Genomic DNA, 21,624 nt, shown 5'->3' with positions numbered 1-21,624 from the left:
CTTCAGCCCAGGTGTTCCGACGGCTCCGTGCGCAGCAACCAGGCCAGCGGCATTTTCGCCCGCTCGACATAGGTGTCGTCGGGACCGAGACGGTGCAGGGTGACGGTCTGTGCGTTGTCCCGGTCGACGACCCAGTACTGCGGGATGCCGGCCGACGCGTACTCGTACCGCTTCGTGTCCTTGTCCGTCGACCGCGATCCGACCGACACGATCTCGATCACCAGCAGGAGATCGGTGATCGGCAGCCACACGCTGGGCGGCTGCGGCTTCGACCAGACGGTGAGGTCAGGAATCCGTCCGCTGTCGCCGTCCTCGCCGGGAATCCGGATGCCGGCCGCCTGCATGATCTGTTCGGCCGTCCATCCGGCCATGGCCAGCCAGATCGTCAACCGGGTCGCGATCACGGCGTGCTCGGAGTCGGGCGGCGGCATGACCGACAACATCCCCTCGGAACTGGTCTCATACCGGTGACCGAACGCGTCGAAGGCGTTCATCGCGGCCAGGTCGTCCAGCCCGAACCGGGCGGGCATGGCCTTCCCCACAACGTCCGCGCTCATGTGCTCATGTTACCGAGGGTCAGTGCGGTCCAGCCGGTTCCGATTGTCAGCGGATTGTCAGCGTTGGCCCGGGTCACTGGATCCGGCGGGTGATGTCGGGGCGTAGCGGGTCGTCGGGGTTGCCCGTGGGCGGGTTGCCGTACGGGTCGAAACCCGATGGGGCCACCGGGCTGCCGGGCGGCGGCCCGACCGGGCTTCCCGGCGGCGGACCGAACGACGGCGGACCGCTGTAGGGGACCCCGATGGGCGGCGTGCCGGGGTAGCTCGGCTGGCCGCCGAACTGGTCGGGCGGGTTGCCGAACTGGTTCGGCTGGTTCCCGAACTGGTCGGGTGGGTTGCCGAACTGGTTCGGTGGGCCGCCAAACTGGTTCGGCTGGCCGGCCAGCGCGCCGGGCGGCGGTGCGCCCATCGGCGGCGCGCCTGCCGGCTGCACCGCAGGCCGCGCCCGGCTCATCCAGCGGTTCGGGCTGAGCAGCGTTCCCAGCAACGGGATCGCGAGCGCCACCAGGAAGGTGCCGGCGCCGAAGCCGGAGTTGTCGAGGCCGAGGATGTCGGCGGGCATAACATCGAGGAACGACGATGTATCGGTGACGATCCACAGCCCGATCCCCAGGTACGCGACGCCGGCGAGGGCCGGGCCGATCGGGGAGAGCCGCGGAACCACCAGGATCGCGTAGGCCACCCCGGCACCGACCATCGCGAGGAGGCCGACAATGTTGTCGGTCGACCACCCGTCTTCGACGGCCATGCGGGTGGCTCCGAAACCGAACAGGATGTAGGCGACGAAGCCGAGCACGGGACCAAGGATGACGCTGGCCAGGTGACGCACGCTGACCTCCGGATCGATGCGGGACCTTCCCAGACGCTACAACGATCGGCCCGCTCGTTGACCCTGCCCGCGCCCCGATCTTTGCCCGATCTTGGACTCGCACCCGGAAGAGTGCTCAGGTCTCCTGCGGTGGACGCGGCGGCCGCGACCACGGAGAGGCGGTCGGCGGGTCCGGAGGCCACTCGTCGGCTTCAACGTCCGCGGGGGTTGCCTGGCCGGGCAGCCGCTGCGTCGAGTCGGATGGCTCGCCGACCGACCCGGCGGGCGAGTTGGCGGGTGGGCCGGCGGCTGTTCCGGCGGGTGGCTCGGTGGGTGGCATGGTCGGTGGCGCAGGACGCGTGGACAGTGGATTCACCGGCCGCGAGCGCGGCGGCCCGGCCGGCGGGGGACTGACCGGACGCTGTGCCAACGGGTTGACCGGCCGTAGCGACGGCCCCGCCGGATCGGGGTTGCCGGCCGGGTCGGCCTGGTCCGGCTGGTTGGGCGAGCCCGACAGCCACGGTAGGTCGGCCGGCGAGGCCTGGCCTGGAACCGGGGCGGTGGGTTGGGCCGGTGCGCCCGCTCGGTGATCGACAGGTGGCACCGGGGGTGCTTGGTTCGACGGCGGGTTTTCCGGCGCCGACCGCGTGGAGGCCGGTGGCGCCGGGGGTTCGGGCCGGGCGGCGGCGGGCTGGGCAGGAGGCTGCTGGGCAGAAGGCTGCGGGGCCGGCGGCTGCGGAGCTAGCGGCTGCGGGGCCAGTGATTGCTGAGCTGGAGGCTGCTGGGCAGAAGGCTGCGGAGCTAGCGGCCGCGGGGCCAGTGGTTGCTGGGCCGGTGGCTGCTGGGCCGGCGGTTGCGGGGCCGGTGATTGCTGGGACGGCGATTGCGGGCTGGTCGGTCCCGCCGTGGGTTGGCCGGGTGGGGGTACCGGTTGGGTCAGGTCCGACGGTGGCACCGGCTGCGTGAGATCCGTTGCCGGCGGGATCTGATAGGTCGGCTCGATCGTGGGCTGATTGGTCGGGCGATCCGGAGAAGCCGTCGGCGGGCGATCCGGAGAAGCCGTGGGCGGGCGCTCGGGAGAGGCCGTCGGCGGGTGGTCGGGAGACGCGGCCGGCGGGCTGGTCGACCAGGTGTCCAGGGGCCAGCCTTCGGTGGGGGCGGCGTGCCTCGGGCTGGGAATCAGCGGCGTCGCCGGTGGGGTGCGTCCCGCGGCCGGGCCGGCGTCGGATCGGGGAGGTTCCGGTGGGGGCTGCTCGTTCGGCGTGGGGCGCTTCGGCGGGGTGCGTCTCGGCAGGTCCTCGGGGGTTCCCGGGGTCAGGCCGGCGTACATCGACTCGCGGGTCAACGACGAGTCAAATTCGGCGTACGGGGTTGACGGCCACAACGGGTCGTCGCCCACGGCCGGGGGTGGGCCGGGCGCCACCTCGTTCGGCGTGAAGGCGGCCACACCGGCCAGAGCGCCGGCCGGAGCGCCGGCCAGGGCGCCGGCGGGAGCGGGAGACTCCGGCACGGGCGTCGGCTCCTCGGTCCCAACGGCGGCGGAGGGAGCAACGGCGGCGGCGGGCCATTTCTGCCACCTGCGCCGGCTCAGCGCCGCCGTCACCAGGATTGCCCCGGCCAGGGCGATCGTCCCGTTGGTGAACGGCGGCACCGTGTCGATGCGGTAGCCGTTGATCGAGAACTGTGGCAGCTTGTCGACCACCCAGACCGGTTCCCGGATCGCATAGCCGTAGACGCCCAGGTAGAAGACGCCGGCCACGACCGGACCCACGGGCGACACGCGGAGAGCGGCGATCAGCCCCAGCAGCAGGCCGGCACCGACGACCAGGCCGAGCGGCCCCAGCACGTCGCCGGTGTAGATGGAGTCGGTGGTGGCCCACCGCGCGAACGTCTGCTCAGTGCGGGGCTGGCCGGCCGCGATCAGCACCCACGCGAGGGGCGCGACCACGAGACCGGCCAACAAGCTGCCGATATGGCGCATGTCAGCAAAGTACCGTCCCCGGTCACCCGCGGGCCGCCCGGGCAGAATGACAACCATGACCGCTGGTGACGTGCTTTGGACCCCACCCGCCGACGTCCGCTCGACCAGCCGGATCGGCCACTACCTCGACTGGCTCCGGTCTGAGCTCGGTCGCGACTTCACCCAGGCCGCCTACCAGGAACTCTGGCAGTGGTCGGTGCGTGAACCCGCCGAGTTCTGGCGGTCCATCTGGGACTACTTCCAGGTCAGCTCGACGACCCCGCCCGGAGCGACCCTCGACCGGGCACAGATGCCCGGCGCCCGCTGGTTCCCCGGCGCCACGCTGAACTACGCCGAGCACGTCCTGCGCGCACCCGGAAGGGCAGAGGACGACGTCATCGTCAGCGCCTACTCCCAGAGCCGCGAGCCGGTGCACCGCACAAAGGCCGAGCTGCGTGAACGCGTCCGCAGGGCGGCAGCGGCGCTCAGGCGGATGGGCGTCAGCAAGGGCGACCGGATTGCCGCCTACGCCCCGAATATCCCCGAAACGTATGAACTGATGCTCGCGACAGCCAGCATCGGCGCCGTCTTCAGCAGCTGCGCACCCGAGTTCGGCCTGCGCAGCGTCGTCGACCGGTGGCTGCAGATCGAGCCGACCGTGCTCCTGGCCGTCGACGGCTACGTGTACGGCACCAAGAAGATCGACCGCAGGAACGAAGTAAAAGCCATCCGGGACGCGCTGCCGAGCCTCAGGCACGTCATCGAACTCGCATATCTCAACGAAACCCAACAAAACGAGCTCGAGAAAGAAACCGACGACGAGCTCACCTTCGAGGCCGTCCCGTTCGACCACCCGCTCTACGTCCTCTATTCCTCGGGCACCACCGGCCTGCCGAAGCCGATCGTCCACGGCCACGGCGGCATCCTGCTCGAACACCTGAAGATGCTCGCCCTCCACCACGATCTCGGCCCGAAGGACAGGTTCTTCTGGTTCAGCACCACCGGCTGGATGATGTGGAACTACCTCGCGTCCGCACCGGCCGTCGGCGCGAGCATCGTGATGTTCGACGGCGACCCCGCCCACCCGGGCCTCGACGCGCTCTGGCGGCTGGCCGAGGAAGCCGGGATCACCTACTTCGGTACCTCGGCCCCATTCCTGCTGTCATGCCGAAAAAACCAAATAAATCCGGGCAATCTCACCAAGATCCGTGGCCTAGGCTCAACGGGCGCACCGCTGCCGCCCGAAGGATTCGAGTGGGTCTACGAGAAGATCAACAAGGATCTCATCCTCTCCAGTGCCAGCGGCGGCACCGACGTGTGCACGGCGTTCGTCGGCGGCGTGCCGCTGCTGCCGGTCTACTCGGGCGAGATCACCTGCCGGGCCCTCGGCGCGGCCGTCGACTCGTTCCGCCCCGACGGCACCCCGGCGCCCACCGGCGAACTCGGTGAGCTGGTGATCACCGGACCGATGCCGAGCATGCCGGTCGGCTTCTGGAACGACGACGACGGCAGCCGCTACCGCGAGGCCTACTTCGACACCTACCCGGGCGTCTGGCGGCACGGCGACTGGCTCACGATCACCGAGCGCGGCACGCTCGTGATCACCGGCCGCTCCGACGCGACGCTCAACCGCGGCGGCGTCCGGCTGGGCACGTCGGAGTTCTACTCGGTGGTCGAGGGCTTCGCCGAGGTCGCCGACTCGCTCGTCATCCACCTGGAGGACCCCGACGGCGGTCCGGGCGAGCTGATCCTGTTCGTGGTGCCCGCGTCCGGCGTCACCGTCGACGACGAGCTGATCAGGAAGATCGCGAAGGAACTGCGCAGCGGCCTCTCGCCGCGCCACGTCCCCGACACCGTCCACAGCGTCAGCGCCGTGCCGCGCACGCTGAGCGGCAAGAAGCTCGAGGTGCCGGTCAAGCGCATCCTCACCGGCACACCCGCCGACAAGGCCGCCGCGAAGGGCGCGCTGGCCAACCCGGAGTCGCTGTCTGAATACGAGGCGCTGGCTAAGAGAGAGTGAGGCCCGCCCGCTCGGTCTCCGCGCGCCGCTGCAGCGTCGTCGCGTCGACATCCTTGCAGAGGACGATCGAAGCAGCGGACGCCCACGGCGCCAGCAGATGATCGACGGGGTCCGGGTACCGGGAGACGTCGACGAGCACCCGCCCGTTGGCCGGTATCCCGAGTTCCCCGGCACGGGCGGTGGCCCGGGCGAGCACGGCGGCGTGCGTCTCCCCGCCCAGCGCGAGGTCGTCCGGGCGCACCGGGGTGACCGGCCGGAAGTGGTCGCCGTGCGGCCGCACCTCGGCGATGTAGTCCACCCAGCCGGTGGGCAGGTCGCCGCGGTACGGCATGCCCATCGCGGCGAGCCCGAGGAAGAACCGGTCGCCCGCCGAGGTGTCCACCGCCGACGAGGCGAACGCGACGTCGGCACCGGCGTCCGGGTCGGTCTCCACGGCGACGCCGGCCGCCCAGCAACCGACGAGAATCGCCGCGGTCTGCCAGTGCGGGGTGACGGCGACCAGCGCGGTGTCGCCCGGGCCGAGCCCACACCCGTCCACCAGGAGGTTCGCGGTCTTCGACACCCAGTTCGCGAACGTGTTCCCCGACAGTTCGACCCACTCGCCGGTGCCGTCGTCGTAGAACGTCAGCAACGGGCGGGCCGGGTCGGCGGCCGCGGTCCGGGCAGGCAGGTCGGCAAGTGTCGTCACGGCATCTCCAAAAGCAGCGGCCACGCGTTAGCCCCCGGGAGGGGTGGTGATCGAGCGTGTCGCGGCGACCATATCGGCAGGTGCGGCGCCGGCTGTGGGCGGCCGGTGCGGCGATGACGGTGCTGGTGTCGCTGCTGCTCGTCACCGACCACGATCGCGACCAGGCCGGCGTCGATCCGGCCCCGCTGGGTCCCGCCGTCGCGGCGTCCGGCCGGCCGTCGACCGGCGGGTCGGCCGCTGCCTCGGTGACGCCGGTCGTGCCGCGGCCGGAGTCCGTGGCGGTACCGGCGGACACCGCGGTCGCCGCCCGGCCGGGTCCGGCCGAGGCAGCCCAGGCCAAGCGCGGCCGCTCCGGGCCGCTGTTCCGGCCGGCCGCCGAACCGGCGGTGGCCGGAGCGGTGACGCCCGAGGTGGCCCACTTGCGGCTGGGCGACGCCGACCAGCCGGCCGCCGGCGTGCAGGTGCGGGCCGGGATGCCCCGTGGCCTGCCGATCGCCGCCGGCGCGGGCGGCCTGCGCGGGGACCGGGAGACCCGCACGCTCGGCCTGCGGCAGGCCGACACCCACGTGTTCAGCGCGGTCGGCGTCACGTGGACCGGCGATCCGGCCGCGCGGGTCAGCGTGGCCGTGCGGTCGCGCGTCCCCGGTCAGGGCTGGACCGGATGGCGGGCGGTGGGTGCCGCGACCGCGGACCGCGACCCCGACGACCGCCCGGCGGACGAACCCGCGCACCAGCCGACGGACAGAGCGGCGCGTGACCCGGTGGCGGCCGACCGGCAGGAGGCCGCGCCGGCCTGGCGGCAGGGCGCGGACCTGCTGTGGCTCGGTGCCGCCGACGCGATCGAGGTGCAGGTGAGCGCGTCGCGCAAGGCCGGCCTCGCCGACTTCGCGGTGGACCTCATCGACCCGCGCAGCGCGCCCGGAGACGCGGCGGCCGGCCGGCCCGCGACCGGCGCCACCCCCGGATCCGGCGCGGTGCCGATGCCGCCGATCGCCCGGCGCGCCGACTGGGGCGCCGACGAACGCCTGATGGACTGGACGCCCGGATACGGCCGACCGGTGCAGGCCGTGGTGCTCCACCACACCGCGACCGCCACCGACTACCAACCGGCCGACGTACCCCGGATGCTGCGGACGATCTACTACTTCCAGGCGGTGTCGCGGGGCTGGGGCGACATCGGGTACCCGGTGCTGGTCGACCGGTTCGGGCGGTTGTGGGAGGGGCGCTACGGCGGGCTCGCCCGGCCGGTGGTGGGCGCGCATGCGAGCGGCTTCAACCGGGTGGCGACCGGGATCGCGCTGCTCGGTGACTTCGACCGGACCGCGGTGCCGCCGGCGGCCGTCGACGCGATCGGCCGGTACGCCGGCTGGAAACTGTCGCTCGCGCCGACCGCGGTGCATCCGTGGAGCAGCGTCAAGGTGACCAGCGAGGGCGGCACGTCCCGGTTCCGCGCGGGCACCGCCGTCACGCTGCCGCGCGTCCTCCCGCACCGGCAGACCAGCGACACCGGGAGCCCCGGCGACCGCGGCGTGGCGGCGCTCGGCGCGATCCGGGACGCCGCGCGAAAGTACATGGGCGACCGGACGGAGCCGTCGACGATGCGGCCGCGACTGGGCGTGTGGCGGCCGTCGGACGCGACCTGGCGGGTGCGGGGCTCCGCCGATCCGGTGCTGCACGGATGGGTGGGCGACCTGCCGGTGGCCGCCGACTTCGACGGCGACGGCAGCGGCGACCCCGGCACGTGGACGGCGTCGACCGGCCGGTGGCGGATCGCCAACTCCGGCGGCGGAACGCTGGAGCAGTACACGCTGGGACGGCCTGGTGACCGTCCGATACCGGCCGACTACAACGGTGACGGACGCGCGGAGCCCGCGGTGTGGCGGGAATCCGACGGAACATGGTGGCTCGGTGTGGGTCCACCGACGCAGTGGGGCGTTGCCGGCGACGTCCCCGTTCCGGGTGACTACGACGGCGACGGGCGCGCGGACATCGCCGTGTACCGACCCGGCGAGGGAATGTGGCACATCCGCGGCGGACGCACCATTCGGTTGGGAGAAGCGAACTTTCTTCCGTTACCGGCCGACTACGACGGCGACGGAACCACCGACCCGGCCGCCTGGTCGCCGGTGACCGGACGGTGGTTTCTACCCGGACGGGTGCCGTCGAAGTACGGCGAACCGGGCGACACACCCGTTCCGGCACAGTACGACGGCGACGGGCGCGCCGACACCGCCGTGTGGCGGAACGGCGACTGGAACATCCGCAAGCACGGATCCGTCACGTTCGGCCAACCAGGTGACGTTCCCATTGTGCTGGCCTGAATATTGCCTCAACGGAGGCGGCACGGTCGGCTGGGTGTCGCACGGTCGGCGTAGTGTTGGGCAGACGGGGCAGTGACGTAAGGTTTTCTAACCCATCCCTACGGGCACTGTTCCGCCGTCCAAATCGGGCGGATGATCAACCAGTGCGGAGGAGCCGTCACGTGACCCCCGGTCGCCCACCCCGCGTGCTAGTCGACGCCACGAGTGTCCCTGCAGACAGGGGCGGTGTCGGGCGCTACGTCGATGGGCTGCTGGGCGCTCTGGCCGGGGTGGCCGGGGTGAGTGCCGACATCGCGGTGGTGTGCCAGCGCACCGACGCGGAGCGTTATGCCCGTCAGCTTCCCGCCGCCCGGGTCGTGGCCGCGCCGGCCGCCGCCGCACACCGTCCGGCCCGCCTCGCGTGGGAGCAGACCGGCCTGCCGCTGCTCGCCCAGCAGATCGGCGCCGAGGTGCTGCACTCGCCGTTCTACACGTGCCCGCTGCGCATCAGCTGCCCGGTCACCGTCACGGTGCACGACGCCACGTTCTTCACCGAGCCGGAGCACTACGACAAGTCCCGTCGCACGTTCTTCCGCTCCGCGATCAAGACCTCGCTGCGCCGGGCCGCCCGGGTGATCGTCCCCTCGAAGGCCACCCGCGACGAGCTGATCCGCCTCCTCGAAGCCGACCCCACCCGCATCGACGTCGCCTACCACGGCGTCGACCCGGCCGCCTTCCACGTGCCGGCCGAGGAGGAGAAGGCCCGCGTCCGGGCCCGCCTCGGGCTGGGCGCCACCGGCTACATCGCGTTCCTCGGCGCGAAGGAGCCGCGCAAGAACGTCCCCAGCCTCATCCGCGGCTGGGTCGCCGCCGTGCGCGACCGGCCGAACCCGCCCGCCCTCGTGATCGCCGGCGGCTCGGGCCACGACGACGAGATCGACCAGGCCGTCTCCCAGGTGCCGGCCCACCTCCGCCTGCTCCGGCCCGGCTACCTCCGCTACGCCGACCTCCCCGGCTTCCTCGGCGGCGCGATGATCGCCGCCTACCCGTCCTTCGGCGAGGGCTTCGGCCTTCCCATCCTCGAGGCGATGGCCTGCGGCACCCCGGTGCTCACCACGCCCCGGCTGTCGCTGCCCGAGGTCGGCGGCGAGGCGGTCGCCTACACGGGCCCCGACCCGGAGGAGATCGGCCGCGACCTGGCTGCTCTGCTCGACGACGAACCCCGCCGGAAGTCGTTGGCCGCGGCTGGGCTGACACGGGCGCTGGAGTTCACGTGGGCCAGTAGTGCCGATGTGCACCTGGCCGCTTGGACCCGTGCGGCTCGGGAAGCTGCGGTTCTCGGGGATGCTGCGCGCGGCGCTCTTCGCTGAGATGGGTTTTCGGGCCGGAGCGACCCACGAAAGCAGATTTTTAAAGCGTTTATGCTTTCGTGGGTCGCTCCGACCCGAAAACCTTACGTGGTACAGGTGATTCCGCCGCCCACCCTTTTTAAAGCAATGTAGGGGCTGGTCTGCGTACCAAGCTCCTTAAAGGTTGCGGGCCGCGACTGCCGCAACCCCCGAAAACCCACCTACAGATAGTCAGTGGCACCCCGGGAACGGAGTGCATCGACGACTGCCTTCACTTCCTGGGCCCGCCCACGGGAACACACCAGAAGGGCGTCCTCGGTGTCCACGATGACGATGTCGGTCAATCCGACGGCCGCCACCAGGCGATGGGTGCGGGGGACGACCACCACGTCGGCCGAGTCGTGGAGGATGACCTCGCCCTTGGCGTCGTCGAGGACGACGTTGCCTCTCGCGTCGCCGGGGAGGACGTCGCCCAGGGTGTGGAAGTCGCCGACGTCGTTCCAGCCGAACGTGCCGGGCACCGTTGCCACCAGGCCTTCGGCGGCCGCGCCCTCCATCACCGCGTAATCGACGGAGATCTTCTTCAGTGTGGGCCAGATCTCGGTGAGGCGGTCCTCGCGGCGCGGGCCGTGCCACGCGGCAGCGATGCGACGCAGGCCGGAGTGGAGTTCGGGCTGCTGGCGGGCGAGTTCGTTGAGGAAGACGTCGACCCGCCAGAGGAACATGCTCGCGTTCCACAGGTACTCGCGTGACCGCACGTAGGATTCCGCGCGCTCCGCGTCGGGCTTCTCGGCGAACTCCTCGACCGCCCGGATCTGGCTGCCGGCGGTGACGGCGCCGCACTTCAGGTAGCCGTAGCCGGTTTCGGCCCGGGTCGGCGTGATGCCGATCGTCATCAGCTTGCCGGCCTGCGCGCCCACTGCGGCGGCGCGCACCACGGACTGGAACGCGGCCACGTCGGCCACCAGGTGGTCGGACGCGAACGAGCCCATCAGCGCGGTGGGCTCACGCTCCGCGATGATGGCGGCGGCGAGGCCGATCGCGGCGCACGAGTCGCGGGGGGCCGGCTCGACCAGGATGTTGTCGTCGGGCAGGTCGGGGAGTTGGCGGGCCACCGCGGCCGCGTGCGCCACCCCGGTGACCACCATCGTCGTGTCGGCGGTGGCCAGGCCGTCGAGGCGCTCGGCCGTGGCCTGCAGCAGCGTCGACGACGTTCCGGTCAGCGGATGCAGGAACTTGGGGTGGCCGGCACGTGACAGCGGCCACAGCCGCGTGCCACTGCCTCCGGCGAGAATGACCGCATACAGCACCAGCCCATCATGCCGGATGAACCTCCGTCACGTTCAGTGAGACCGGCGGGCCCAGGTCAGAGCGGGTTCGATCAACGGAAGCACGCCGTCGGCGAGTGGGGCCGGCAGCGCGTCGGGCGCGAACCACGCGACGTCCTTCGACTCCGTACTGCACACCGGTTCGGCGCCGGGCGGTGCGAGCACGGCGTACCGCACGTCGTAGTGCGCGCTCGGGCCGAACCGGCAGGTCACCGGGTGCACGTCGAGGCCGATGGGGTCCGGGCCGATCGTCAGGCCGTCGATGCCGGACTCCTCGCGCGCCTCGCGCAGCGCCGCCGCACCGAGCGTCGGGTCGCCCGGTTCGCAGTGGCCGCCCATCTGCATCCACATTCCGACCCGGCCGTGCAGGCACAGCAGCACGCGGCCGTCGACACCCACGACGAGCGCGCTCGCCGTCAGGTGCGGCCCGGCCGCGGTCGGCAGCACCGACTGCGGGCCGGTGGCGAGCAGGTCGCGGAACCGGCCGGCGTCTGATGTGGACAGTCCACTGAGGACACCGGTGGCGTCGGAGTAGAGCGTCATGATGCGGGCATCCCCACGGTGATTGTCCCGAACGGTGAATCGTCGGAGTCGGTCCAGGTCGAGGCGAGGCCGGCCGCCGCGAGGGCGGCGCGGAGCCGATGGATGTCGGCGCCCGCGCGGGCCGGGCGCCGCGGATCGCCGCCGGGCCTCAGCGTCACCCTGTTTTGTGACGCGGTGAGCACGTCGACCTTCGTGTCCACGGTGGACAGTGCGTGCTCCACCGCACCGGGCGGCAGGTCGGCGTCGCCCAGCGGACCGTCGTCCGGAAGCCCGGCGGCCAGCCGGAGGCCGTCGGCGCGGGCCTCGGCCGTGCCGAGCGCGAACATGTCCTCGGGACCGGTCCGCACCAGCGCCCGGGCCCCACCTCCGGTGGCCGGCGCGTACCGGAACCCGCGCACCACGGCGACCGGAACCTGTTCGGCCTTGCCCTTCACCAGATCCGCGGCCGCCGCGAGTTCGTCGGCGACCGCCACCTGCGTGACGTCGAGGATGTTGCCGTAGGCGTCGGGCTCCCCGCGGTAGTCGCGCACCGTGCCGATGCCGGCCGCGCCGATGGCGACGTCGGTCTGGCCGATCCGCCACGGGCGTCCCATGGTGTCGGAGACGATGACGGCGACGCTCACTCCGAGGCGTTTCCGGATCCGGGTGCGCAGCGCGGCGGCCGACATGTCCGGATCGGCCGGCAGCAGCACGAGGTGCGAACGGTCCACATTGGACTCGTCGATACCGGCGGCCGCCAGTACCAGGCCGTGATGGGTCTGCACGATGCGCATCGGGCCGCGCCGGGCCACCACGCGCACCGTCTCCGCGTCGATGGCGCGGTCGCGGGCGGCGTCGCGCTCGGGGCCCGGTTCCGGTGGCACCGGCACCAGGCGGCCCTCCGCCTTGCTGACCACCTTGCTGGTGACGACGACGACGTCCCCGTCGGCCAGCCACGGCGCCGCCGCGGCGATGAGTGCGGCGAGGTCGGCGCCCGGTGTCACGTCACCGATTCCGGTGACGGGCCGCACGGTCAGCTCAGACATCGAGACCGGCCGCCGTGAGTGCCGCGCGGACCATCGCCGCCGTGGCGTCCACATCGGACATCCACAAGGGACAGTCGACCACCCGGACCCCGTCGACCTCGGTGCCCGCGTCGGCGGTGTCGACCAGCCACGCGTCGAGGATCCCGCCCGCCGACCGGGCACCGTACAGTCCGCCGACCCCGGCCGCCGTGCACTCGACGCCGACGGTGGCGAGGCACCGGTCGGCCATGCCACGCACGGGCGCCCCGCCGATGATCGGGCTCAGCCCCACCACGGGGGCGGCGAGCGCGTCCTTGAGTCCGGGGACCGCGAGGATCGGCGCGATGCTCACCACCGGGTTGCTCGGCGCGAGCAGCACGACGTCGGCGGCGGCGAGCGCGTCGAGCACACCGGGCGCCGGCTTGGCGGCCTCCGCGCCGACGAACACGAACCGCTTCGCGGGCAACGCGCCCCGGTGCCGGACCCACCACTCCTGGAAGTGGAGTGCCTCGGTCTCGGTCACCACATGCGTCTCCACCCGGTCGTCGGTGGCCGGCAGCACCCGGACGCCGGGCTGCCAGCGGGCGCACAGCGCCTCGATGACCGCCGACAGCGGGTAACCGGCGTCGAGCATCCGGGTGCGCACGAGGTGGGTGGCGATGTCGCGGTCGCCGAGGCCGAACCAGGTCGGTTCGGCGCCGTAGGCGGCCAGTTCCTCTTTCACCACCCAGGACTCGTCGCGCCGGCCCCACCCCCGGTCGGCGGCTTGCGCGGGCCGCAACGCGGAGCTTCGCGGGCCGGGCTTGCCGTTGGCGGCCGCGCCGCCCAGGGTGTACACGACGGTGTCGAGATCGGGGCAGATCCGTAGGCCGTGCAGCGTCACGTCGTCACCGACATTGACGACGGCCGTGACCTCGGCCGGCGTGCCCCGCCCCGCGAGTTGCCGGGCCACCTCCCGCACTCCCACCAGGAAACGGGCGCCGCCGATGCCGCCGGCCAGAACCACGATGCGCATGGGAAGCAATACTCCCGCAGGTCCGGATGCCCGGGTTCGGGGGGTGTTCGGTGTGCCGGTCGGCGCCGGCACGCACTAGGCTCGCACCGTCCGAATGTGTGTCAGCCCTTTGGGGGATCCGTGAGTACCCAGCCCACCGGTCCGGCGGCACCGGCCCCGCCGTCGGCCGCTGAGCAGACGAAGCCATTCCGTCAGGTGATCGCGTTCGTGCTGCTCGGTGGCACCGGCGTTCTCCTGCTGGTCACCTTCGCACGTCTGCTGCTCGAGTTCGACGACTTCAGCGGGTCGTTCACGTCGCGTGCCAACTCGCTCGCAGGCGATTTCCTCGCCACGCCGATCACCGTCGCGCTGGCGGTGGCGGTGCTGATCGCCACGCACGTGCGTCCACCCGTGCCGATGGCCCGGATCATCACGATCGTCACGCTGGCCGAGGTCGGCTTCGCGGCGTTCTTCGGGCTGATCAGCATCTTCTCCGGTTTCGCGTACACGGCGGGCGACGGCGGGTTCGAGGGCACCGGCGACGTCCGGCGGGCGTTCGAAGACCTGCTCGTGCGGCTGGTCATGCTGGCCTTCCTCGGCCTCGTCGGATTCGTGGCCTTCCGGTCGCTGCGGGGGCTACCGGCGGCGCAGCCGTTCCCGTACGCGGGTGGCTACCAGCCCGGCCAGACCGGCCAGCAGCAGGCGGTCTACGGGTACGGCGCCGGTCAGGCCGGCTACCAGCAGCAGACCGGGTACGTGCCCACCGGCGGCGCCGGTGCGACCCAGGCCTACCAGCCCGGCCAGCCGTACGCGGCGGCCGGTGCCACGCAGTACGGGCAGCAGCCGGCCGGTTACCAGGGCACGCCGCCGAGTGGATACCCGGCCCAGGCCGCCGGTCAGCAGCAGCCGGGTGCCGCCCAGGCCGCGCACCAGCAGGGGACGCCGGCGGGCGGGTTCGCCGCGGCCGGCTGGCCCGGTGGCGCCACCGCCGCGGGTGGTGCGGCCGCGGGCGCGCAGGGTTACGGCGCGCAGCCCGGCTACGCGACGCCCGAGGCCCCCAAGCCGGAGACCACCGGCGCCCAGGCCGCGGCCGCCGGCGGCTCGGCAGCGCCGGACGCACAGTCGGCACCCACCTCCGGCGCCGGCGACCTGACCTCCCCGTTCGGCGCGGTGCCGACGAGCACTCCGGCATCCTCGTCCGCCGACCCCACCGCAACCGGCACGCCGGCCGCCGCCTCGCCGTACGGCTCGCCATCGGCGGGTGCATCGGCGGGTGCATCGCCGTACGCGGCGCCCACCGCGGGTTCGTCGCCGTACGCCACGCCGCCGAGCGCCCCGACCAGCGGCCCGTCCGCGGGTTCGTCGCCGTACGCCGCGCCGTCCAGCGCGCCCACGTCGGGCTCGTCGCCGTACGCCGCGCCGACCGGCGGTTCGTCGCCGTACGCGGCACCGACCAGCGGCCCCGCGGCCGGTGCGACGCCGTCGAGCGCGCCCACGTCGGGTTCGTCGCCGTACGCGGCGCCGCCAAGCGCGCAGACCAGCGGTCCCGCCGCCGGGTCGTCGCCGTACGGCACGCCGCCGTCCAGCGGTTGGCCGCAGATCGGGCAGTCGGACGGTGCGGAGGCGGCCACGTCGCCGTTCGCGGCGCCGTACACGCCGCAGGGCGGGGCTTCGGCACCGGCCGCGCCGGCCTCGGGGCCGCCGGCGGCGCCGACGCCGGGATCGGCGTTCCCGCCGGCCTCGCCGTACTCGGCGCCGTCGACGCAGCCGTACTCGGCGCCATCGGGGCCGTCGGGCCCGTCCGCGCCGGCTGGGCCGTCGACACCCTCGACGCCGCCGGCTTCGCCGTTCGGGACGCCGCCGGGCCAGTCGCCGGCGGGGCCGGGTGGCCAGCCGTCGACCGTGTCGGGGCCGGCGAACTCGGGTGAGCCCGGCCTGGAGGGCGAGAGCACCACGGTGCTGCGTCCGGGCAACGGAGCGGGCAACGACAACGAGCCGACGCAGGCGGTCAGCGGCGAGGAGCCGACCGCGTCGGTGGAGCAGCCCGACGAGGAAGGCCAGCGTACGCAGGTCATCCGGCCCGGAAACCAGGGCAACCAGACCAACCAGAACGACCAGCCGACCGAGCGCTGGCACTGACGTAAACCCGGAGCGGCCGTGGACCCGACAGGGTCCGCGGCCGCTTCCGCGTCTCCTGGGGTGATGCGCGTCGCATAGTGGCACCCGGCTTGCGTCGTAGGCTGCAAGACGTGCCAGAAGATCGCGCTGCCGCCATCCCGACCGGCCAGCCCAGTTCCGCCGTGCGGCGGGCGCTGCGCAGAGCCCGTGACGGGAGCCCGCTCGACGTCACCGAGGCGACCGTCCTCCTGGCCGCCCGCGGAGAGGCGCTCGACGACCTGCTCGCCGCCGCCGGTGCCGTGCGCGACGCGGGCCTGGCCGACGCCGGCCGGCCGGGCGTGGTCACCTACTCGAAGAAGGTCTTCATCCCGCTGACGCGGTTGTGCCGCGACCGCTGCCACTACTGCACGTTCGCCACCGTGCCGCACAAGGTGCCGTCGGCGTTCCTCGACCGCGACGAGGTGCTCGCCATCGCCAAGGAGGGCGCCGCGCAGGGCTGCAAGGAGGCCCTGTTCACGCTCGGCGACCGGCCCGAGGACCGGTGGCCGCAGGCGAAGGAGTGGCTCGACGCCCGCGGCTACGACTCCACGCTCGACTACGTGCGCGCGATGGCCATCGCCGTGCTGGAGGAGACCGGCCTCCTGCCGCACCTCAACCCCGGCGTCATGAGCTGGGCCGACCTGCAGCGGCTCAAGCCGGTGGCGCCGAGCATGGGCATGATGCTGGAGACCACCGCCACCCGGCTGTGGTCGGAGAAGGGCGGCCCGCACTACGGCTCGCCCGACAAGGATCCCGCCGTGCGGCTGCGGGTGCTGGCGGACGCCGGCCGGGTCAACGTCCCGTTCACCACCGGCATCCTGATCGGCATCGGCGAGAACCTCACCGAGCGGGCCGAGTCGCTGTTCGCGATCCGCCAGCTGGCCCGCGAGTACGGGCACATCCAGGAGGTCATCGTCCAGAACTTCCGGGCGAAGCCCGACACGGCCATGCGCGGCATGCCCGACGCCGAGTTGGACGACCTCGCGGCCACCGTCGCGGTCGGCCGGCTCGTGCTCGGCCCGGGTGCGCGCATCCAGGCCCCGCCGAACCTCATCGGTGACGAGTACGCGCTGCTCCTGCGGGCCGGCATCGACGACTGGGGCGGCGTGTCGCCGGTGACGCCCGACCACGTCAACCCCGAGCGCCCCTGGCCGCAGATCGACGAGCTTGCGAAGAGGTCGGCGGAGGCCGGCTTCGAACTCCGCGAGCGGCTCACGATCTACCCGCGCTACGCGAAGCAGGGCGACCCGTGGCTCGACCCGCGCCTCGGCGCGCACGTCGCCGCGCTGATCGACGTCACCACCGGGCTGGCGAACGAGAAGGCGTATCCGACCGGCCTGCCGTGGCAGGAGCCCGACGGCGGCTTCGAGTCGATCGGCCGCACCGACCTGCACGTCGACATCGACGTGGCCGGGCGTACCGGCGACCGGCGCGGTGACTTCGACTCGGTGTACGGCGACTGGGCCGAGGTGAAGAACGCGGTGCAGCCGGTCGAGCGCATCGAGGGCGACGCGATGGCCGCCCTGCGGCTGGCGGAGAAGGACCCGGGAGCGCTGCTCACCGCGTCACATGAAGATCTTGCCCTGGCTCTTTTCACCGCGACCGGCCCGGCGCTCGAAGCGCTGGCGGGCCTTGCCGACGGGCTGCGCCGCGACACCGTCGGCGACGACGTCACCTACGTGGTGAACCGCAACATCAACTTCTCGAACGTCTGCTACGTGGGCTGCCGGTTCTGTGCGTTCGCCCAGCGCGAGCGCGACGCCGACGCCTACCGCCTGTCGGTCGACGAGGTCGCCGACCGGGCCGAGGAGGCGTGGCAGGCCGGCGCCACCGAGGTGTGCCTGCAGGGCGGCATCGACCCGAAGCTGCCCGTCACGATCTACGCGAACATCGTGCGGGCGATCAAGGAGCGGGTGCCCGGCATGCACGTGCACGCGTTCAGCCCGATGGAGATCGCGACGGCGTCGGCGAAGGCGGGCGTGTCGGTGCGCGAGTGGCTGGTGGGGTTGAAGGAGGCGGGCCTCGACACCATCCCCGGCACCGCGGCCGAGATCCTCGACGACGAGGTGCGCTGGATCCTCACCAAGGGCAAGCTGCCGGCGGCCACCTGGGTCGAGGTGGTCGGCACCGCGCACGAGGTGGGGCTGCGGTCGAGCGCCACGATGATGTACGGGCACGTCGACTCGCCGCGGCACTGGCTCACCCATTTCCGGGTGCTCGCCGACCTGCAGGACCGCACCGGCGGCTTCACCGAGTTCGTGGCGCTGCCGTTCGTCCACCACAATGCCCCGATCTACCTGGCCGGCGTCGCGCGGCCCGGGCCGACGATGCGCGACAACCGGGCCGTGCACGCGATGGCCCGGGTGCTGCTGCACGGCCGGATCCCGAACATCCAGTGCTCCTGGGTGAAGCTGGGCGACGAGGGCACCGCGACGATGCTCCGCGGCGGCGCCAACGACCTCGGCGGCACGCTGATGGAGGAGACGATCTCGCGGATGGCGGGGTCGGGCCACGGCTCGTTGCGGACGGTGCAGGAGTTGCACGCGATGGCCGCGCTGGCCGGGCGCCCCGCCCGGGAGCGGACCACCACATATGCCCGCGCGTAGGCGGGTGACTACACGCTGTGGAGCGTTACCTGGGGCCGTGCTGGGTCGATAACAGTGCGGCGTGGCAGTCTGGCAACCCTGTGAATTCAATGCTCAACCGGGCCTAATTATCAGGTTCGGCTTGACGATGCACGCATTACACGCGTGTAATTTCACGGGGGAGGTTCGTTCGGTTCGGCCCAAAACCGTACCGATCGGACCTGTAGGACACACGTCACCGCGAGAGAAAGACCAGAACAAGCGCCTTCCGCGTGGGGGGTTGCGCCGGTGTCCAACCGGCGCGCGCAGTAAGGAGGCACGCTGATGGACGGCCAGGTCGTAGTGGCCGATCTGCTTGGTAACGCTCCGGAGTGGCAGGAGCGCGCTCTGTGCGCGCAGACGGACCCGGAGGCGTTCTTCCCCGAGAAGGGCGGCTCCACCCGTGAGGCCAAGCGGATCTGCACCCGGTGTGAAGTTCGCGCCGAGTGCCTCGAGTACGCACTCGGCTCAGACGAGCGGTTCGGAATCTGGGGTGGGCTTTCGGAACGCGAGCGGCGGAAGCTGAAGCGCCGCGCCGCCTGATGGAACGCCCGCCCCTCGTGGCGGGCGTTCTTTCTATGTATCGAGATCGTCCGGGCTCACGCCGAGCAGGTTGGCCACCTGTTCGACGATCACGTCGTGGATGAGGTCGGCGAGATCGTCGCGGTCGCTGGCACGCAGTTCCAGGGGACGCCGGTAGAGCACGATCCGGGGCGGCAGACCCTGCCGGCCGGGCCGGCCCGGTAGCAGGCGGGCCAGCGGCACCTCGCCGTCTTCCAGCACGTCGGAGTCGTACACGTTGAGCTCGGGTGGGACGTCTTCCACCGCGAACTCGACGCCGGCCAGTTCGCCGGCGAACCGGCCCTCCAACGCCTCGACGGCGTCGAGCACCAGATCGTCGAAGATCTCGGCGCGGGTGCGCGCCAACGGCACCGAAGCGGGCACCAGGCGGCCCCGCAGGCCACGGCCGTGCCGATCGCGCCCGCGGCGCCCCGGCCCGCGGCTGCGTCGATCAGGTGAACTCACATCGCCAGCGTACCGACGCCCCGCCGCCTGCGGCTGGCCGCACGCCGACCGACGGCGTGTCGCGGGCCATTCGGCCTTTCGTGGGACCCGGGAGAGATAACGTTCCGCCGTGAGGTCACCACGGCGCTGCTCCCGCAACGGCTGCCCCAGGCTGCCGGTCGCGACGCTGACGTACGTGTATGCGGAGTCGACCGCGGTCGTGGGGCCACTGGCTTCGTACGCCGAACCCCATTCCTACGACCTGTGCGAGCCGCACGCCCGCAGCCTCACCACGCCCCGCGGCTGGGAGCTGGTCCGCCACGACGGCGAGTTCGAGCCACCACCGCCGACCAGCGACGATCTGGTCGCGCTCGCCGACGCGGTGCGCGAGGCGGCCCGGCCGGTGCAGCGGCAGGGCGACTATCCGGAGGCGGCCGGGCTCGGTCGTCGGGCCCACCTCCGGGTCATTCCGCCCGCCTAGCTACAAGCGGGCCCAGGCCTCGGTCAGGACCGAGCGCAGGATCTGTTCCATCTCGGCGAAGTGCGACTCCTCGCAGATCAGGGGCGGGGCGAGCTGCACCACGGGGTCGCCACGGTCGTCGGCCCGGCAGTAGAGGCCGGCGTCGAACAACGCCTTCGACAGGAAGCCGCGCAGCAGGCGTTCGGACTCCTCGGCGGTGAAGGTCTCCTTGGTCTCCTTGTCCTTGACCAGCTCGATGCCGTAGAAGTAGCCGTCGCCGCGGACGTCGCCGACGATCGGGAGGTCGTAGAGGCGTTCGAGGTAGGAGCGGAACAGGTCGCGGTTGCGTCGCACGTGGCCGTTGAGGTCTTCGCGTTCGAAGAGGTCGAGATTGGCCATCGCGACCGCGGCGCCCACCGGGTGGCCGCCGAACGTGATGCCGTGTGCGAACGTCGACGTGCCCTCCAGGAACGGCTGGGCGATGCGGTCGCTCACGATCATGGCGCCGAGCGGGATGTATCCGCTGGTGAGGCCCTTGGCACAGGTGATGATGTCGGGCTGGTAGCCGAACCTCGTGGCGCCGAAGTACTCGCCCAGCCGGCCGAACGCGCAGATCACCTCGTCCGACACCAGGAGCACGTCGTAGCGGTCGCAGATCTCCCGGACGCGTTCGAAGTAGCCGGGCGGCGGCGGGTAGCAGCCGCCCGCGTTCTGCACCGGCTCCAGGTACACGGCCGCCACCGTGTCGGGGCCCTCCAGCTCGATGGCCTCGGCGATGCGGTCGGCGGCCCAGCGGCCGAACTCCTCGGGCGTGTCGCCCGAACCAGAAGGGCGCCGGTAGTAGTTCGTGTTCGGCACCCGGAACGTCGACGGCACGAGCGGCTCGAAGTCCTGCTTCAGGGCCGGGATGCCGGTGATCGACAGGGCGCCCATCGTGGTGCCGTGGTAGGCGATCTGCCGCGAGATCACCTTGTGCTTTCCGGGCTTGCCGACCTTCCGGTAGTACGACCGGGCGAGCTTCCACGCGCTCTCGACCGCCTCGGAACCGCCGGCCGTGAAGAAGACCCGGTTCAGGTCGCCGGGTGCCAGCGTGGCCAGCCGTTCGGCAAGGGCGATAGCGGACGGGTGTGCGTACGACCAGATGGGAAAGTACGCGAGTTCGCCAGCCTGCTTGGCCATCGCGTCCGCGAGCTCCTGCCGCCCGTGGCCGACCTGCACCACGAACAGCCCGGCCAGGCCGTCGAGGTAGCGCTTGCCGTGCGCGTCCCAGATGTAGGCGCCCTCACCGCGCACGATCACCGGCGGCGGGGTGTCCTTGTAGGCCGCCAGCCGGCTGAAGTGCATCCACAGGTGATCGTGTGCGCTCATCGGGTCCCCCAGGAGTAGGTCTGTTTCGCGAGTTTCAGGTACACGAATGTCTCGGTCGCGGTGACGCCCGGGATCATCCGTACGGTGTCGTTGAGCAGTTTGAGCAGGTGGTCGTCGTCGGTGCAGACCATTTCGGCAAGCAGGTCGTACCCGCCGGCGCACATGACGACATAGTCGATCTCCGGAACGGCGGCCAGCGCGTCGGCGACGCTGCGCAGGTCGCCGGTCACCTTGATGCCGATCATCACCTGGCGGGTGAACCCGAGCGTCAGCGGATCGGTGACCGCGACGATCTGCATGACGTTGCCGTCGAGCAGCCGCTGCACCCGCTGCCGCACCGCCGCCTCGGAGAGGCCGACCACCTTCGCCAGGGCGGCGTACGACATCCGACCGTCGCGCTGCAGTTGCTCGATGATGAGTTTGTTGGTCTCGTCGAGCACGGACTCCGTAGTCATGGGT

The 21,624-nt window shown here is 72.1% G+C and carries 18 protein-coding genes; 7 read left to right on the top strand and 11 right to left on the bottom strand.

What is annotated here, in order from left to right; genetic code table 11:
• Positions 1–2: 2 nt before the first annotated feature.
• The 3 genes from Vau01_RS02750 to Vau01_RS02740 all read right to left on the bottom strand — a co-directional run bounded on the left by Vau01_RS02750 (position 3) and on the right by Vau01_RS02740 (position 3,346).
• Entirely contained in the window at positions 3–557 is a 555-nt protein-coding gene (locus tag Vau01_RS02750) for a Uma2 family endonuclease (protein ID WP_203986750.1), read from the bottom strand.
• A 73-nt stretch (positions 558–630) separates the two neighbouring features.
• Positions 631–1,353 (bottom strand): hypothetical protein, encoded by a 723-nt coding sequence (locus Vau01_RS02745; RefSeq protein WP_203986748.1) that lies wholly within the window; start codon positions 1,351–1,353, stop codon positions 631–633.
• Positions 1,354–1,501: 148 nt separating this feature from the next.
• The gene (locus tag Vau01_RS02740; RefSeq protein ID WP_203986746.1) at positions 1,502–3,346 is read right to left on the bottom strand and encodes a hypothetical protein; all 1,845 of its coding nucleotides are present in this window, start codon (positions 3,344–3,346) and stop codon (positions 1,502–1,504) included.
• Between the two features lie 55 nt (positions 3,347–3,401).
• Between Vau01_RS02740 and Vau01_RS02735 the strand changes: the two genes are divergently transcribed.
• Positions 3,402–5,345 carry an acetoacetate--CoA ligase gene (locus tag Vau01_RS02735; protein WP_203986744.1) on the top strand — a complete coding sequence of 648 codons (1,944 nt, stop codon included), beginning with the start codon at positions 3,402–3,404 and terminating at the stop codon, positions 5,343–5,345.
• On the opposite strand, the gene Vau01_RS02730 is transcribed toward Vau01_RS02735, so the two are convergent.
• On the bottom strand, positions 5,332–6,033 hold the full coding sequence (locus Vau01_RS02730) for a TIGR03089 family protein (protein ID WP_203986741.1): 702 nt from the start codon (positions 6,031–6,033) through the stop codon (positions 5,332–5,334). The genes Vau01_RS02735 and Vau01_RS02730 overlap by 14 nt on opposite strands.
• Positions 6,034–6,113: 80 nt before the next feature.
• On the opposite strand from Vau01_RS02730, the gene Vau01_RS02725 reads away from it, so the two are divergent.
• On the top strand, positions 6,114–8,354 hold the full coding sequence (locus Vau01_RS02725; RefSeq protein ID WP_203986738.1) for an N-acetylmuramoyl-L-alanine amidase: 2,241 nt from the start codon (positions 6,114–6,116) through the stop codon (positions 8,352–8,354).
• Between the two features lie 161 nt (positions 8,355–8,515).
• The gene (locus Vau01_RS02720) at positions 8,516–9,703 is read left to right on the top strand and encodes a glycosyltransferase family 4 protein (protein WP_203986736.1); all 1,188 of its coding nucleotides are present in this window, start codon (positions 8,516–8,518) and stop codon (positions 9,701–9,703) included.
• Positions 9,704–9,903: 200 nt separating this feature from the next.
• Here the strand turns inward: Vau01_RS02720 and Vau01_RS02715 are convergent, their stop codons facing one another.
• The 4 genes from Vau01_RS02715 to cofD are packed head-to-tail and all read right to left on the bottom strand — an operon-like array spanning position 9,904 to position 13,572.
• The gene (locus Vau01_RS02715; protein ID WP_203986734.1) at positions 9,904–10,992 is read right to left on the bottom strand and encodes a mannose-1-phosphate guanylyltransferase; all 1,089 of its coding nucleotides are present in this window, start codon (positions 10,990–10,992) and stop codon (positions 9,904–9,906) included.
• 33 nt (positions 10,993–11,025) lie between these two features.
• Positions 11,026–11,553: an NUDIX hydrolase gene (locus tag Vau01_RS02710; protein ID WP_203986732.1), complete on the bottom strand. Its 528-nt coding sequence runs from the start codon at positions 11,551–11,553 to the stop codon at positions 11,026–11,028.
• The gene (locus Vau01_RS02705) at positions 11,550–12,578 is read right to left on the bottom strand and encodes a coenzyme F420-0:L-glutamate ligase (protein WP_203986730.1); all 1,029 of its coding nucleotides are present in this window, start codon (positions 12,576–12,578) and stop codon (positions 11,550–11,552) included. The genes Vau01_RS02710 and Vau01_RS02705 overlap by 4 nt, the downstream gene beginning before the upstream one ends.
• Positions 12,571–13,572 carry a 2-phospho-L-lactate transferase gene (gene cofD / locus Vau01_RS02700; RefSeq protein WP_203986728.1) on the bottom strand — a complete coding sequence of 334 codons (1,002 nt, stop codon included), beginning with the start codon at positions 13,570–13,572 and terminating at the stop codon, positions 12,571–12,573. The genes Vau01_RS02705 and cofD overlap by 8 nt, the downstream gene beginning before the upstream one ends.
• 120 nt (positions 13,573–13,692) lie before the next feature.
• On the opposite strand from cofD, the gene Vau01_RS02695 reads away from it, so the two are divergent.
• From Vau01_RS02695 to Vau01_RS02685, 3 genes are all read left to right on the top strand, one after another.
• A complete protein-coding gene (locus Vau01_RS02695; RefSeq protein WP_203986726.1) occupies positions 13,693–15,690 on the top strand; it encodes a hypothetical protein in 1,998 nt (665 codons plus the stop codon).
• A gap of 110 nt (positions 15,691–15,800) precedes the next feature.
• A complete protein-coding gene (locus Vau01_RS02690; protein WP_239151253.1) occupies positions 15,801–18,314 on the top strand; it encodes a bifunctional FO biosynthesis protein CofGH in 2,514 nt (837 codons plus the stop codon).
• Between the two features lie 303 nt (positions 18,315–18,617).
• Positions 18,618–18,875: a WhiB family transcriptional regulator gene (locus tag Vau01_RS02685; protein WP_203929289.1), complete on the top strand. Its 258-nt coding sequence runs from the start codon at positions 18,618–18,620 to the stop codon at positions 18,873–18,875.
• Positions 18,876–18,908: 33 nt separating this feature from the next.
• On the opposite strand, the gene Vau01_RS02680 is transcribed toward Vau01_RS02685, so the two are convergent.
• On the bottom strand, positions 18,909–19,358 hold the full coding sequence (locus Vau01_RS02680; protein ID WP_203929290.1) for a metallopeptidase family protein: 450 nt from the start codon (positions 19,356–19,358) through the stop codon (positions 18,909–18,911).
• A 109-nt stretch (positions 19,359–19,467) separates the two neighbouring features.
• Here Vau01_RS02680 and Vau01_RS02675 point away from each other — a divergent pair, with 109 nt between their 5' ends.
• Positions 19,468–19,818 (top strand): DUF3499 domain-containing protein, encoded by a 351-nt coding sequence (locus Vau01_RS02675; protein WP_203986723.1) that lies wholly within the window; start codon positions 19,468–19,470, stop codon positions 19,816–19,818.
• Here Vau01_RS02675 and Vau01_RS02670 read toward each other — a convergent pair whose 3' ends face one another.
• Positions 19,819–21,165 carry an aspartate aminotransferase family protein gene (locus Vau01_RS02670; protein ID WP_203986721.1) on the bottom strand — a complete coding sequence of 449 codons (1,347 nt, stop codon included), beginning with the start codon at positions 21,163–21,165 and terminating at the stop codon, positions 19,819–19,821.
• Complete coding sequence (locus tag Vau01_RS02665; RefSeq protein ID WP_203986719.1) at positions 21,162–21,620, bottom strand: Lrp/AsnC family transcriptional regulator; 459 nt, start codon at positions 21,618–21,620, stop codon at positions 21,162–21,164. The genes Vau01_RS02670 and Vau01_RS02665 overlap by 4 nt, the downstream gene beginning before the upstream one ends.
• Positions 21,621–21,624 lie beyond the last annotated feature (4 nt).

This window comes from Virgisporangium aurantiacum (genome assembly GCF_016863635.1).
Classification (GTDB): domain Bacteria; phylum Actinomycetota; class Actinomycetes; order Mycobacteriales; family Micromonosporaceae; genus Virgisporangium; species Virgisporangium aurantiacum.
The sequence above is the reverse complement of the archived record's forward strand: the minus strand, read 5'-3'. Positions and strand labels throughout refer to the sequence as shown.